The sequence below is a fragment of the Thermosipho sp. 1074 genome, assembly GCF_001999655.1.
Taxonomy (GTDB): Bacteria; Thermotogota; Thermotogae; order Thermotogales; family Fervidobacteriaceae; genus Thermosipho; species Thermosipho affectus.
The window spans coordinates 233,565-248,576 of the sequence record NZ_LBEX01000018.1; the positions used below are offsets into that span (position 1 = coordinate 233,565).

General features: G+C 28.9%; 17 protein-coding genes. 3 read left to right on the plus strand and 14 right to left on the minus strand.

Translation table 11 applies throughout. The features are described 5' to 3' along the window. Nucleotides 1-744 (plus strand): hypothetical protein, encoded by a 744-nt coding sequence (locus XO08_RS08030; RefSeq protein WP_233120247.1) that lies wholly within the window; start codon nucleotides 1-3, stop codon nucleotides 742-744. Here XO08_RS08030 and XO08_RS08035 read toward each other — a convergent pair. The 14 genes from XO08_RS08035 to XO08_RS08100 form a co-directional block, all read right to left on the minus strand. Continuing rightward, a complete protein-coding gene (locus XO08_RS08035; RefSeq protein ID WP_077287972.1) occupies nucleotides 733-1,881 on the minus strand; it encodes a hypothetical protein in 1,149 nt (382 codons plus the stop codon). The genes XO08_RS08030 and XO08_RS08035 overlap by 12 nt on opposite strands. Then, a complete protein-coding gene (locus tag XO08_RS08040) occupies nucleotides 1,878-4,460 on the minus strand; it encodes a CBS domain-containing protein (RefSeq protein WP_077287973.1) in 2,583 nt (860 codons plus the stop codon). Before XO08_RS08040 ends, XO08_RS08035 begins: the two co-directional genes overlap by 4 nt. After that, nucleotides 4,457-5,632, minus strand: a complete 1,176-nt coding sequence (locus tag XO08_RS08045) for a metallophosphoesterase (RefSeq protein WP_077287974.1) — start codon at nucleotides 5,630-5,632, stop codon at nucleotides 4,457-4,459. Before XO08_RS08045 ends, XO08_RS08040 begins: the two co-directional genes overlap by 4 nt. A gap of 10 nt (nucleotides 5,633-5,642) precedes the next feature. Next, nucleotides 5,643-6,479, minus strand: coding sequence for an MBL fold metallo-hydrolase (locus tag XO08_RS08050; RefSeq protein ID WP_075666432.1), 837 nt, complete (start codon nucleotides 6,477-6,479; stop codon nucleotides 5,643-5,645). Beyond that, a complete protein-coding gene (gene rplI / locus XO08_RS08055; RefSeq protein WP_075666433.1) occupies nucleotides 6,476-6,931 on the minus strand; it encodes a 50S ribosomal protein L9 in 456 nt (151 codons plus the stop codon). Before rplI ends, XO08_RS08050 begins: the two co-directional genes overlap by 4 nt. Nucleotides 6,932-6,937: 6 nt before the next feature. Further along, nucleotides 6,938-7,723 (minus strand): peptide chain release factor N(5)-glutamine methyltransferase, encoded by a 786-nt coding sequence (gene prmC, locus XO08_RS08060; RefSeq protein ID WP_075666434.1) that lies wholly within the window; start codon nucleotides 7,721-7,723, stop codon nucleotides 6,938-6,940. Then, complete coding sequence (locus XO08_RS08065) at nucleotides 7,720-8,025, minus strand: metal-sulfur cluster assembly factor (protein ID WP_075666435.1); 306 nt, start codon at nucleotides 8,023-8,025, stop codon at nucleotides 7,720-7,722. Before XO08_RS08065 ends, prmC begins: the two co-directional genes overlap by 4 nt. Before the next feature lie 5 nt (nucleotides 8,026-8,030). Then, nucleotides 8,031-9,317 carry a phosphoglucosamine mutase gene (glmM, locus tag XO08_RS08070; protein ID WP_077287975.1) on the minus strand — a complete coding sequence of 429 codons (1,287 nt, stop codon included), beginning with the start codon at nucleotides 9,315-9,317 and terminating at the stop codon, nucleotides 8,031-8,033. A gap of 2 nt (nucleotides 9,318-9,319) precedes the next feature. After that, nucleotides 9,320-9,844 (minus strand): bifunctional pyr operon transcriptional regulator/uracil phosphoribosyltransferase PyrR, encoded by a 525-nt coding sequence (pyrR, locus tag XO08_RS08075; protein WP_075666437.1) that lies wholly within the window; start codon nucleotides 9,842-9,844, stop codon nucleotides 9,320-9,322. Next, nucleotides 9,845-10,621, minus strand: a complete 777-nt coding sequence (locus XO08_RS08080) for a hypothetical protein (protein ID WP_075666438.1) — start codon at nucleotides 10,619-10,621, stop codon at nucleotides 9,845-9,847. Then, a complete protein-coding gene (gene tgt / locus XO08_RS08085; RefSeq protein ID WP_075666439.1) occupies nucleotides 10,614-11,717 on the minus strand; it encodes a tRNA guanosine(34) transglycosylase Tgt in 1,104 nt (367 codons plus the stop codon). The genes XO08_RS08080 and tgt overlap by 8 nt, the downstream gene beginning before the upstream one ends. Beyond that, nucleotides 11,701-12,324, minus strand: coding sequence for a cyclodeaminase/cyclohydrolase family protein (locus XO08_RS08090; protein WP_075666440.1), 624 nt, complete (start codon nucleotides 12,322-12,324; stop codon nucleotides 11,701-11,703). The genes tgt and XO08_RS08090 overlap by 17 nt, the downstream gene beginning before the upstream one ends. 24 nt (nucleotides 12,325-12,348) lie before the next feature. Further along, a complete protein-coding gene (locus XO08_RS08095) occupies nucleotides 12,349-12,618 on the minus strand; it encodes a cupin domain-containing protein (RefSeq protein ID WP_077287976.1) in 270 nt (89 codons plus the stop codon). 130 nt (nucleotides 12,619-12,748) lie between these two features. After that, a complete protein-coding gene (locus XO08_RS08100; protein WP_143609952.1) occupies nucleotides 12,749-13,477 on the minus strand; it encodes a sulfite exporter TauE/SafE family protein in 729 nt (242 codons plus the stop codon). A gap of 522 nt (nucleotides 13,478-13,999) precedes the next feature. Between XO08_RS08100 and XO08_RS08105 the strand changes: the two genes are divergently transcribed. Both XO08_RS08105 and XO08_RS09505 read left to right on the plus strand, forming a co-directional pair. Then, complete coding sequence (locus tag XO08_RS08105) at nucleotides 14,000-14,884, plus strand: regulatory iron-sulfur-containing complex subunit RicT (protein WP_075666442.1); 885 nt, start codon at nucleotides 14,000-14,002, stop codon at nucleotides 14,882-14,884. Next, nucleotides 14,865-15,011 carry a DUF2905 domain-containing protein gene (locus XO08_RS09505; RefSeq protein ID WP_369819179.1) on the plus strand — a complete coding sequence of 49 codons (147 nt, stop codon included), beginning with the start codon at nucleotides 14,865-14,867 and terminating at the stop codon, nucleotides 15,009-15,011. The genes XO08_RS08105 and XO08_RS09505 overlap by 20 nt, the downstream gene beginning before the upstream one ends. Nucleotide 15,012 lies beyond the last annotated feature (1 nt).

Below are 15,012 nucleotides of genomic sequence, written 5' to 3' on the forward strand. Positions count from 1 at the left end.
TTGTTTTCACAATATACATATCAACTTATCCACGGAAAAGGAAGTCTTTTCAAGAGAATTAAACTTTTTGAAGAATTAGGAATTAAAAGTAATGAAATTGCAGAAATTCTGTTTTGGGCAAATCCTTATAAGTTCCCATTTCCAATGTTAAATGAAGAATACACAAAAGATTTTGTCGAAAAAAGGAAAAAAATATTATCTAAGTTAAAACTTAAAGATTTTTTAGAATTATATGCATATGAAACAGTTAAAGAACAAACCTTTTTAAAAGATATAGTATTTGAAATAAATGAAATAACGTTTTTTGATTTAAAAAAAATTAATTGGATAAAAGATTTAGTGCGTGAACTTGATCCAATATCTAAAGAAAAAATTAAAGAACTTTCAAAAATACATCCTTATTTACTAAGGGCTCTTTTTGTTAAACCAGAGTGTCCTGTAATACTAGATGGGAATAACATTGCGCATTGGACTTTTCCGGCGAATATAAATAATATTATTGATGTTTTTGATAAGCTTTCAACAACTAAAAAATTTTATTTTCCGTTTTACATAGTTTTCGATAGAAATGCCAAATATATGTTTAAAAATAATGAAATTTTAAAATTTCAAAATGTATATTTTTATTCTCCAGCGGATGAAATGATTCTGACGCTTGCAAAAAAATTAAAAGCCAAGATTATTTCAAAAGACAAATTTAGAGATTGGGATAAGAATATAAAAAAACATATTTTAAAAATCTAATTTTTTTACAAATATATCGGGTTCTTCATTATCTTTATATACAGAGAAAAACAATAATCCATCTGCGACTGTCGGATAGAAAACGTCGTAATTTATATCTTTAGTTAAACACGTAATACTAGATGTTTTTAAGTCTTTCATCCAAATTCTGTAAGTTCCATCACGATTGGAGGTAAAAATTAACTTTTCTTTATAAATAACTGGATCATGTTCGTTGTAAAATGTATCCTCTACTTTTTCATTTTTTCCATTTACATATTTATATATTCCAAAATTAGCTCCATTAAGAGAAGTATAATAAATTTCTGTTCCACTTGCAAATGGTGTAAAAACCATATCTCCATATGTTTTTAGCTCTTTGTATTTTGCTTTTTTTAAATCATATATCATCATTAAATTTCCCTTTTCTAAGTCCTGAATATATATAATTTTGTCATTACCGTACCATACAGGTGTATAAGAAGACAACTTACCAGATGAGATTTTCTTGATTTTTTTTGAATAATCAGAAGAAAACGGCATTATATATATATTCCAATTTCCATGTAACGAACCTTGAAAAATTATTTGTTTTAAATCATTTGAAAACTTAGGATAGTATTCGCTACTTCCCCAAATGGGGAGTATATTCATCTGTTCATTTAAAATGTCGATATACGCAATATTTCTATTTCCTCCTAGCCTATCAGTTATAAATAAAAACTTTCCATCTTTAAAATCTCCATACTCATCTACTCCTGGATGAAATGTTAAATGAAGATAATTATTAAATTCCCTTGTTCTTAGTTTGTGAAAAGAAATTTTTTCTAAAGGATAATAGATAATTTCCTTTAAAAATGTATTATAACTTTTATAACCTTTGAATGAGAAGCGACTACTTATTTTATAATTTCCGTCTTCGTAAGTAGCTATATAAATATCATTTGTTGCATCATATGTTAAATATAAATTTACAAAATAATCTGCAGAAGCATAATTATCCAAAAAAAGTACTTTGTAATCTTTATAATTATTTAAAAGATTACTTGCGTCCAATAAAATTTGATAAGTTTCTGTGCTATAATGGGTGATTACTCCAACTGTATAGGAAAAAAGATTTGTAGTTATTATCAAAATTAATAACAATAATTTTTTCATTCAATTGTCCCTCCCAGTAGTTCCTTTAATTTCTCCATTTCATTAATATTTGGATTATCTAATTTATAACAAAAAATACTGTTCATAATTTTACCAATTTCTGGACTAGATTTAATATTAAATTTGTCTTTTAAAATGTTTCCTTTGATGTTGAGTTTAGTACTAAAAACCCTTTCAAGATATTTTTTAAAATATTCCCTTGAATTATTATCATCCAAATAAGCCATAATATGTGCTGCTGTTTCAAAAATTGGCTTTCCAATAACTTTATAGATATCAGAAAATTTAATCCTTGTTTTTATCATTTCAATAACAGGTATTAACCTTCTTTCAGTTTTTTTTAGCTCGTCGACGAATTTTTTTGGAATTCCATATCTTTCCTCAACATTTTTTAAAGATTCCATATCGTAAAACTCAAGTAGTATTCTTAAAAATGCGTAAAAAATATTTCTTTTGGTGTAAATATTTTTTAATAAATCAAAAGATACAAGCATGTTTTTCAATTTTTTTTCCATAGTTGTTGTAAAATATGTTTTTGGAAAAATATGCATTAAAATTTTTAATTCAGCTAGCCTTTTTATACCTTTTACTGGATCTTTTTCTTTAATGATTTTTTCCAGTTCTTGCCTTATGCGTTGGCCTGTTACTTTTTCTAAATAGTTTCCTTCTAACGTCTCTTTCAAAATTTCCAATGTTTCATCTTCAATTTTAAAATCAAATCTTTGTTCAAATCTTACTGCTCTTATTATCCTAGTCGGATCTTCAATAAAACTCAATTTGTGTAAAACTCTGATAATTTTATTTTCTAAATCTTTTCTAGAACCAAAAAAATCATATAATGTGCCAAACTCGCCGGAATTTAATTTTATTGCCATGGCATTTATCGTGAAATCTCTTCTGTATAAATCTTTCTTTATAGTACTTACATCTACTTTTGGTAATTCTGCAGGTTTATCATAATATTCTGTTCGTGCAGTTGCAATATCTATTCTAAACCCATCTTTAAAAAATAACGAAGCAGTCAAAAATTTTTCATGTTCTACCATCTTTACACCTAGTTGTTTACTAGCATAACGTGCAAATTCTATACCATTTCCTTCAACTACTAAATCTATATCAAAATTTTTTATTCCTAGGAATAGATCCCTTACAAAACCGCCAACAACATACACGGGTGTTTTATTATCATCTCCATATGTTCCTAGAAGTCTCAAGAGATTTAAAACTTTATTTGGAATATTTTTGATCATAATGGATTTAGCATCTTCAAAAAAGTCTATATTTACTTTTTTATTTTTTGCTTTTTCTATATCTGCATTCAATAAATCTGTTCTAGTAATTATTCCTACTAAAATATTATTTTTATTTAAAACTGGAATTCTTCCAATATCATTTTCTAACATTATCTTTTTTACCTTTAATATGGACTCATCTTCATACACAGTAATCAATTTTGTGTTCATTATTGATTTTACTGGTCTATTTGAAAGCCCATGTCTTATTGCTTTATCAACTGCCTTCCTAGTTACTATTCCAACTAATTTATTTCCTTCAATTATTGGAAATCCACCATGGCCTGTTAAATTCATTAATTCGTTAACCTTGCCAATAGTTTCATGGCTAAGTACAGTTCTCACTGGTGAAGTCATTATGTCTTTTGCTTTTCTGGAACTTTCAATTGCTTGAGAAAGTACATGTTTTAATTTATAAATAACTTCATCAATAGAAACATTTTGTAAAGTTGCAGAACCAGCTTTAAAATGTCCTCCACCACCAAAAACTTCCATTAATTTCTTTATATTTACTTCTTCACTTTTAGTTCTACCAACAATGAATATTTTTTTCCCCATTCTGACAACGGATATTAAGGTATCATAATTTTCAAATTCCCAAAGTTTCGTAGTTATTATATTTAAACCGCCAATGAACTTTTCTATTTCAGCACTGGCTATTGATATTTCATTATTATCTAATTTAATTATTTCAATATTTTCACCTAACATGTGCATTAAATTTTTTTGTTCTGTATTAATTTCCAAACTGGTAAATTCTTGTATATATTCCAACATTGCGCCTTTTTCTAGTAAAAATTTTGCAGCTTCTAAGTCTTCTGGTTTAGTGGTATCATACAAGAAATTTCCCGTATCTTCATATATTGCAATGGCAAATAATGTTGCTTCATTTTCATTTATTTCTATATTTTTTTTCTTAATCTTTAGTACAAAATAAGTAGTTATAGAACCTATCTCGAAAACATCAATATCCAATTTTTTCTCATGAATTTTAATTGCAGGGTGGTGATCATAAACTTTTATTTTTGAGGATAATTTAAGTTTTTCTTTAATTTTATTCCCAACTCTATCTAAAGTTCCTGTATCTACCACTACCAATTTTTCAATATCTTCGTCAATTGATTTTTCATTAATATACTCAAAGTCAAATAAGCGTAAAAATTCTTCCAAATTTTGTTGGAATCTTCCACTAACAACTAACTTAAAATCTGGATTTAATTTTTTAAATGCATATGCTGCGGCAAATCCATCAAAATCCGGTGATTTGTGTGGTGTAACAACTTTCAAAATATCACTTCCCGACTTTTTAGCATATTTACAGTGGAAGTAATTATCTCAATATCTTTTCCCACATTCAAAACAGCGTAAAATAGTTCATTTTTTTTATGAAATACTCTACCTTTTATTTTTTCCACAACAGGTTTCCAAGAACCGCAATTAATGTAAAATTTAGGAGAATTTGACGCAGTAAAAACCTTGAAATTATGTTTGTGAATGTGTCCCATTACTATTCCATCAACCTTTCCAATATCATTTTGAAAGTCATATCCCACCATATATTTACCTAAATCCAATTTTTCACTTAGAATTTTTTTTGCTTTTTTAGATAAATAATCTGTCTTTTTTAAAGTTCTAAAATGCATCACCATACGGATAATAAACTCTCCAAATTTTATTCCTCCAAAATCATTTAAAAACACCTTTGAAAATTTACTCCAAAATGGATAGTTTACTTTCATCCATTTTTTTGCCTCTGATGTTTTCATCATATCCAAAAATTCATCGATCCAAAATTTTAGTAAATCTATTCCTAAATCGTATTTTTTGGAGATAACGTTAAACCAATCAAATAAATCAAGCGTTGGTCTTACGTTGTCATAATCTTTTACTATTTGTTTTGGAAGATCAATTTTTGAATCAAAATTTTTCATCATGTACTTTACAATATATTCACCAAGCGGTGGAACCAACTCCCCAGTATTAGAATTTACTGAAAATCTATTTACTGGATCAAATTGATTTCCATGAATAACAAGTAGTTTCAACCTTTCATCGTAATAATAAGGTTTAATGTATAAATTGGGAATTTTTTCCAATAATCTTTCGGATAATTTTTTGTTTTTCAATAAATAGTAATCATGATTACCAACAATATAATATATCTTTCCATTTTTTCCTATCTTTCTTAATGCAGAAAAAACAAAAGGATGATTTTTTTCATATTCATCGATTATATTCTCTGGAATTGATTTTATAGCTTTTTCGTAATTAGATAAATCTATTTCTAAAGTTAATTTACTTTCAACAAATTCAAAAACATCTCCTACAATAAAAAGGGAAATGTTAGAATTATCTGAAAAATCTTTTAACAGTTTTTCAAAATAATAATCTTGCTCAAAATCGTCTTTTTCTTTACCATCACCAACGTGCAAATCACTTAAAAACAAATATTTTTCCATATATACACCTTCATAATCTAAATATTTTTTCGGGTTTTACAAGATAAATTTCCATATTTAAATTATTTACATACTCTTCCAAATACTTTTCCGGTCTTCTACCGTATCTTCCTGAAATGTGGTATAAAATTAATTTTTTTACATTGGTGTCTTTCACAAGTTCTAAAACATCTTCTAAAACAGCATGATTTTTATACTTTCTATCTTCTTTTTTGAGAAAAGTACATTCGTGAAATAGTATCTCCGTATCTTTTATATCTTCTTTTTTCAGAAGATATGTGTCTCCAGAAACTGTTAATATTTTCTTTTCAAAATTTTCCGAAATATAATCTCCACCATATTTTTTTGCAAGTTCTGCTAATTTAGATTGTTCCAATTCTTGAAATTCTCTTTTTAATTTTTTTCTTACTTCAAAGATATGATATCCGAAACTTTTTTCACTATATGTATGTGTCACTCTAAATGGTACTATATATTTTTTAGGGCTCTTTTCCCTTAAAATTATTTTTTTACCTTCTTCTAAAGGAAATATACCCAATTTAAATTTTAAGTCAGAGTTCATCTTTTTAATAAATTCTAAATATTCTTTTATTCCTTTATTTCCCTTTGGATAATAAATATTTAATTCCTTTTCTCTATCTCCCATTGCATTATTTCTTGTGTTAATCAAAGACCATAATCCGGATATATGATCCACATGACCATGGGTCAAAAAAATGTGTTTTATAGCATAGATTTTATTATTTAGGAGCGTAGAAACAGACTCTCCTGAATCAAAAAGTATCCGTTCAGGAGAATAATAAATCCAAGTTGTATATAAAGCTTTGGAATAAGCGATTATATTCAATTTTTACCCTCCTGAACAACTTCAACTTTAATTTTTCCAGAAACCCCTTCTGGAAATTTTATTAAAATATCGTAAATTCCAACATTTTTTATAGGTTTGTCTAATATTATATGCTTTTTATCTATTTTTATACCCGAAAATTTTAAAATAGCATCCGCAATATCTGAACTAGTTAAAGCGCCAAATAACTTACCACTTTCCCCTGCTTTTACCAGAATTTTATAGAAATACTTTTGTAAATTTTTTAAAATTTCTTCATTTTCTTTCTTTTTCCTTGCTTTTTCTTCTTCTGCTTTTTTTCTTTCGTCTTCTAATCTTTTTAAAACTTTTGGAGTTGCTTCAAGAGCCAATCCCTTTGGTATAAGAAAATTTCTTGCATATCCATCTGAAACATTTTTAATTTCTCCCTTTTTCCCAATTTTTGGAACATCTCTTAACAAGACTACTTTCATAAAATTTCACCTCCGAAAATCTTTCATTACTATTCTGTCGTTCCCCGAATAATCTTTTATAACAGTCCAATCTTTTTTCCTGAAAAATTCTCCTTGATCATGACCTATTTCCATTACTACAATTTTATCAGAAAAATCATACAAATCTAAGAATTTTCTGTAAAAATCTAGTCCATCTTCACCTGAAAACAAAGCTTCTTTTGGTTCATAGTGGACTTCCGAAGAAAGAATTGCGTCTTTTCTTACATAAGGTGGATTAGATACAATAAGTTCAATTTCACTAAATTTTTTGTTGAAAGGCTCAAGATATTTTCCCTTTTGTATTTTTAACCTTTTTTCAAGGTTGTACCTTTTTAAGTTTATGGTTGCTACTTTTATTGCCTTATCAGATATGTCAGTTGCATAACCAATACAATTTGTGTTTAAAAGAATTGAAATAATTAACGCACCACTTCCAACACCAACTTCTGCAATCTTTTTTATTTTATTTTTTTCTATTATATCGATTGCAATCTCTGCTAAAAGTTCAGTTTCGGGTCTTGGAATTAAAACTCCTTCTTCAATATAAAATTTGTATTTGAAAAATTCCTTTTCTTTAACTATATAAGCTAAGGGATAACCTTTTAATCTCAAATTTATCCATTTTTCAAATTCAGTTCCATCAAATTCATACTCTGGATGTGCGATAAGATATTCTTTTGATTTTTTGGTAAAATATTTCAATAGAATATAGGCTTCCAATTCTGGAAGCCTTTTTTTTCTAAAGATATCAATTACGTCTAAAACCTTCATATACCAAGTTGTGACCTGACGTTTGGATCTACCCTTTCAGGTGTCCAAGGTGGGTCAAAGGTCAATTCCACTTTTACATCATTTACCCCATCTAATTCTCTTAATTTTGCTTCTGCATCTTGCAAAATCATACCGGCGAGTGGACACATTGGTGTTGTCATAGTCATCAATACAAATATATTGTTTTTGTCATCCACTTTAACTTCATATACTAATCCCAAAGAAACAACGTCTAAACCTATTTCAAAATCAATAACCTCTTTAAGCTTATTCCAAACCATTTCTTCAGTTATATTTGCCATGCTTTTCACTCCTTATCCAATTTTTCAATTAAATTTGAAAATTCATTTGCTACATGGTTAATTTCATCGAATTCAGGACCTTCAACTAAAATCCTAATAACTGGTTCTGTACCAGATGGTCTAATAATAACTCTACAATTCTTTGTTTCTTTCATAAGATCAAAAACGCTCTTGTTTTTATAAACTTCTTTATTTTTTACTTCTACGTTTATCATAACTTGTGGATAATCAGGCACCAATTTTGATAACTCAGATAAAGTACTTTGTTGCCATACAAGATGAGACAAAACCTCCAATGTTGTTATTAATCCGTCACCAGTTGTGTTTCTATCTTTATAAATTATATGCCCACTTCTTTCTCCGCCTAAAACGTAATTATTTTTTAACATTTCTTCTAAGACATATCTATCTCCAACTTTGGTTCTTACAGTATTAATTTTATTGTTTTTTAAAAATTCTTCAACTCCCATATTTGAAAGTATTGTTAACACAACTGTGTTATTTGCCAATCTTTGTTCGCTTTTCAATTTGAGTGCTGTAACGCCTAAAATTTTATCGCCGTGAAATTCATTTCCATTTTCATCTACAAATATACATCTATCTCCATCACCATCATACAAAACCGAAATTTTACCACCTGTAATATATTTTTTAACCGCTTCAGGATGTGTAGAACCACATTCTTTGTTTATGTTAAACCCATCTGGTTTATCATTAATTACTTCTACTTTTGCTCCAAAAAATTCTAAAATTTTAGGATTTAAATCATATGTGGCACCATTTGCTACATCAACTATTAATTTTATCCCTCGTAAATCTAAACCTTCGTATGTCTTTTTTATGTATTCAAAATATTCTTCATGCGCAAAACTGTAGTTTATTACTCTTCCAATATTTTTATAATTACAATATTTTATATTTTCCATTTCAAATTCTATTCTTTCTTCAATTTCATCTGGAAGCTTATAACCTTTCATTAAAACTTTTAAACCATTGTACTTTGGTGGATTATGTGAAGCGGAGATCATAACACCAGCGGCATTTTCTATTCTAGTAATAAGTGCAAGAGCAGGAGTTGGCAAAATTCCGCATTTATACGCATCTACACCAGCAGATGTAATTCCTGCAACCAAAGCTTCTTCTAACATATCACCAGATGCCCTTGTATCTTTTGCGATAAATATTTTTTTATCTACCATATTTCCCAATACATTTCCTAATTTGAATGCAAGTTCTGGAGTCAAGAATTCATTTACAACTCCTCTGATTCCATCGGTCCCAAAAAGTTTCACCATTACGCCTCCTTATTGAAAATATATACTGCATCTTCGTCGTCAATTTCTTTTATTTTTACTTTTACTATTTCCTTATCCTTCGAGCTAGGAATGTTTTTTCCTACATAATCAGGTCTTATTGGAAATTCTCTATGTCCTCTATCTACAAGAACGGATAATTGTATAAGTTTTGGTCTTCCTCTATGTGTTACTGCATCCATAGCTGCTCTTGCTGTTCTACCGGTAAATAACACATCATCTACTAGTATAACTATTTTATCTTTTACATCAAAGTTTATTTCACTTTTATCTATGTTTGTTTTTTTATCATCATCCCTAAATGGTCCTACATCTAATCCTCCTACATTTACCTCAACATTTTCTATTTTCTTTATATTCTCAGCTATTCTTTTAGCTAAATAATATCCTCTTGTAAATATACCAATCAAAACAATATCCTTTGCGCCTTTATTTTTTTCAAGTATTTCATGCGAAATTCTCATTAGGGACCTTCTAATATCGTCTTTTTCCAAAATTTTTTTCATTTAAAACCCCACCTCAAAAGATAGATTGTAACCGTACAGTGTGTTTTCATAGTGCATTGGTAAATCAGAAACTGTATTTCTGTCAATTGCATAAAATGCATCAAGTAATACCATAAGTTTTTCTATTCTTAATGCAAAATAACCACTGATTTTATTGAAAAACGATTTGTTAATAGTATATCCTGGATTCCAAAAAGCACCTAATTCCAATGTTTTAAAGTTAAGTACAGGACCTACATTAAACTGAAAGTACTCTTGTTTTATAAATTGAAAATTTGCAACAAGACTATATGTTTCATTCCCAATTATCAAATCTACACCAACATCTGGTTTAAAAAATTCAAATGGACTTTGGGCAAAAAGTGTTAGTTCTTCAACAAAAGCTCCCAACTTTACGTAATCTATGATTTTACTCATAAAACCTACGCCTAAGCAAAAAGAATATCCCTCATTTGTGCTATTAGTATATTTTTTAACGAGAAAGTTTATACCCCATTGAAATTCATCGCCCACTGATTTCAAGATATAACCAACCCTATTGAGATTTTCTGGGCTTGCATTTTCGGTAAAAAGATATAATTTGCCGATTAAATTATCCTCTTTTTCACTATAAAACAATCCAAATTTAGTGATCCATATATCTGAAAAATAAGTAGAATATGAAAACCCCAAGCTTGTATAAGTTTCTCTAAAATTTGCAGGATTTTCAATATTTCTCATGGAAAATAAAAAAACACTTAGAATACTTAATAAAATTACTAAAATTTTTTTAAGCATAATATTTTAAAACCTCCCCCCTTAGATCCTCAAAGGTGTTGTTATCAATACTTTCACGAATCCTTTTACTTAAATCCATCATAAAATGCAAATTATGTATCGTTAGAAGTATTTGCCCTAAAGCTTCACCTCTATCAAAAAGATGTCTCAAATAAGATCTAGAATAATTTCTACATGTATAGCACTTACATTCTTTGTCAATAGGTGTCTTGTCGAATTTATGTTTTGCAGCTCTTATATTTATTTTCCCTTTCCACGTCAAAGCCTGACCATGCCTTGCCACCCTTGTTGGTAGTACACTATCAAAAACATCCACACCAAGATTAACTAGATCAACTATTAATTTTGGTGCTCCTGCTCCCATAAAATACCTAGGTTTATTTTCAGGCAAAAGAGGAACTGTAAATTCAGTCATTTCTAAAGTTAAGTTATATTCTTCCCCCACGCTTAATCCGCCTATGGCAAATCCATCAAAATTCATACTGGTAATTTCTTTTGCACTTCTTTCCCTCAAATCTTTAAAAAATGCTCCTTGAACTATACCAAATATTGCTTGATCCGACAAACTTCTTATTTTTTTTAAACTTCTTTCAGCCCACTGAGTTGTAAGTTCCAGTGCATATACTGCTTCTTGATGAGTAATTCCAGGTTCAGCACAATAATCAAAGGCCATAACTATATCTGAACCAATGGCATTTTGAATTTCCATAGAGAGTTCTGGGGTAATCATATGCATACTTCCATCTAGTGGAGACTTTATTAATACTCCATCTTTTGTTATCTTTCTACCCTTTCTTAAACTAAATACTTGAAACCCTCCACTATCAGTTAAAACCGGTCTATCCCAATTCATAAAATTGTGTATTCCATCATGATGTTTTAAAACTTCTATACCTGGTTTTAAATACAAATGGAATGCGTTGGCAAGTATAATTTGTGCACCTACATTCTTTAAGTTTTCAGGTGTCATTAATTTTACATTTGCATTAGTGCCCACTGGCATAAAAGTTGGAGTTTCTACAACTCCGTGTGGTAGATATATTCTACCTCTTCTGGCGTTTTTAGTTGTTTTTAAAAGCTCAAATTTCAAACCCATTTTCCTTTATCAACTCCCTAATATTTTTGTATAATCCATCGACTTCATTCTTTAGATCTTCCAGTTCTTCTTTATATTCTTTTACAAAATCCTCATCCTTTATACTTGAAAGATTAATTAACACGTTGTACATAGCTATTCTGAAAGAAGAATAGGCAAGTTCTGCTGAAGAATATGCATCTGATATAGCATTTTTATTTCCAAATTTACTTGTGATTTGTGAATATTTTAATATATTCCTAGTTTCCCTTGCAAGCTCAAATGGAACATCAGCTGCTTTTTTTAATGCTTCTTGTAAAATTTTTCCTCTTTCTGGATTGTCTTTTGGAATTTTAATTGCTTTCATAACTTCGTTGAATGCTTCCATATCTTTTGTGGCTATATCTTGTAATTTATTTCTTGAATATTCCATGTGTTCTAAAACTTCTTCCATGCTTTCTTCATATTCAGCATATTTTTTCTTACCGATGGTTAAATTTGCAACCATTTGATTTAGTGCAGCAGAAAAAGCTGCAACAATCGCCCCCACTGCTCCTCCACCAGGTACTGGTGATTTATCAGAAACCATATCACAAAATTCCTTTAATGTGGTTTTTTCAACGTTCATAAGAAACTCCCCCTTTTTTAATTTTTATTTGAAATTATAATGTTTTTTTACTGGAACTTTTACTCTCCAGATGCAAGATAATCCCTTTGGAAATTCAACGAGATCACCTTTTCCAATTTTGTAAACTTTGCCATCTTTTGTTTCAACTTCAACTTCCCCTTCTAAAAAATAACAAATTTCTGTTTCATCATAGTACCAATCAAATTCAGAAATCTCCTTTGTCCAAATAGGCCATTGGAAAACATTTAACTCTTCTAATTCTTTTTTGGAAAGCCTTTTTATTTTTACTTCCATCTATCTCACCTCCGAAAATATTATATCATATGTAGCCTAATTTTCTTGACAAAAATGAATAAAAATGAAAGTGTTAAAAAATAAAATGGGAGACGATAAAATTTAAGTCATTACCATGTGGAGCTCTATTTTAAAGTAGATATCTTATTGATGAAATTACTATCATTACAAATACTATTAACCTTACAAATTTTGTACTACTTTTTAGTGCAGTAGTTGTTCCAAGCTTTGCACCAATCATTGTTCCAAATGCTAGAATTGTGCCCTTTAATATATCTATCTTTCCATTTAGTAAAAATATGAGAAATGAGAAAGAAGTATAACATAAGACTATAAATACTTTTAGAGCATTTGCTTTTTTAATATTATTCCCTTCTATGAAGATTAGACTTGTAATTAGAAAGAAACCAACACCTGCTTGTATAAATCCACCATAAAAGCCTATTATTAGAAAGATTAAAAAACTTAAAGGATAGTTTTTTTTAACTTTTTTTCCTTCCTCCCAAACTTTTGGTTTGTATAAGATAAAAACACTTATTATAAGAAAAATAATTCCAATTATTTTTTCTAGAATGTATTTATCTATATTTAACACGGTGAAAGTTCCAAAGATAGCACCTATTGTAGTTGGGATGGAAAGTAACAAGCCTTCTTTAACTGAAAAGGCCTTGTTTTTCTTAAAATTTGTAGTTGCAATTATATTCTGCAAAAGTATGCCTATTCTGTTTGTGCCATTAGCTACTGAAATATCTAGCCCAAGAAGTGTAAGGATAGGTAGTGTTAGCATAGAGCCACCACCTGCAAGAACATTTACAAAACCTGCACCAATACCTGACAAAAAAAGTAGTATATACAGCATTATAATCCCTCCTTTGATAGATCCACGAATAAAATTCTTCAAAAAGCTGCTTTTATTCTTTTCAAATCCAAGTGATGCAGATTGAATAGGAGTAATGTGTTTTGTATAATTTTTTTGGATTCAAAATTAACAAATCAGTGCCTGAATTGTCGAAAGATCTGATTATTGTTCTTTTTTCGTGTTTGATCTATTGGGGGTAATATAACCAATATTTAAAAAAGTTGTTGTCAATTACTCTTTTTTCTTGTACTGTTGAAAGTTTGATAGTTAAAATTTGGGAAATAACTTTTTCAAGAACAAACCCTCTAAATCTGTCGTCTAAAGAACGACCAAAAATATGATTATTGATAACACTAAATTCTTTTTGGAAAATGGTATGTTATTTCATTTTCATTTTTTCTAAATCTGTATCAACTTTAAGGTAATTATACGATATTTTGTTTGCAATACAAAATATTTTTTGAATTCTTCATATTTTATTTCATGGTATAATTATTTGAGAGAAAAAAAGGAGGAATAAATATGGGATTAGTTGCAGAAGTATATGGTGTGGAATTGATGCCTATTGGTCCGATAATTTATTATACAGATAATGGGGAAGATATAAAGCTTGGTGACAAAGTAGTTGTAATGAGTGAATTTGGTTTAGATTATGGAATTGTGCGAATTGGCAAAAGACAAATGAGTATAGATGAAATAGGATACGACTTAAAACCAATATTTAGAAAGGCAACTTCTGAAGATTTGGTAAAAATAGAGGAAAACAGAAAAATTGCCGATGAAGCTATTAATGTTACTAAGAAATTGGTAAAAAAGCATGGATTAAATATGAAAATACTTGATGCAAGATTGATGCTGGATGATTCAAGATTGGTTATTTATTTTAGTTCAAAAAATAGGGTAGACTTTAGAGAACTTGTAAAGGATATTGCAAAAGAGTTTAAGACGAGAATTGAGTTGAGGCAAGTAGGTGCGAGAGATGAAATGAAATTTGTTAAAGGACTTGGATTGTGTGGAAAAAAAGCTTGTTGTACGTACTGGTTGAGGAATTTTGATAGTATTACGTTAAAACATGCCAAAAAACAACAAATGATGATTAATACTGCCAAAATAACAGGTCCTTGTGGTAGATTACTATGTTGTTTGAAATTTGAATATGATTTTTATATCGATGCATTGAAAAATATACCAGATGAAGGAAGTACTATTAAGTATGAAGGAAAAGATGCAAAAGTAATAACGGTTAATGTATTTTTATCGAGGGTGACTATATATACAAGGGATGGAGAAACTGTTGCTTTACCTTTTGAATATTTTAGAGGTGATAAAGATGTGGAAAGTACTAATTTGGATGGGAACTCTTCTGATAATGATTGGAATAATAGCAATGATTTTAGAGAAGATTAAAATATTTCCATTACCTGGAGATATTGTTATAAAGAAAGGTAATTTTGTGATAATTATTCCTATAACTTCTATGATTTTATTTAGTTTAGTGCTGACTCTTATGTTAAATCTTATCTTTAAAAGGTGAT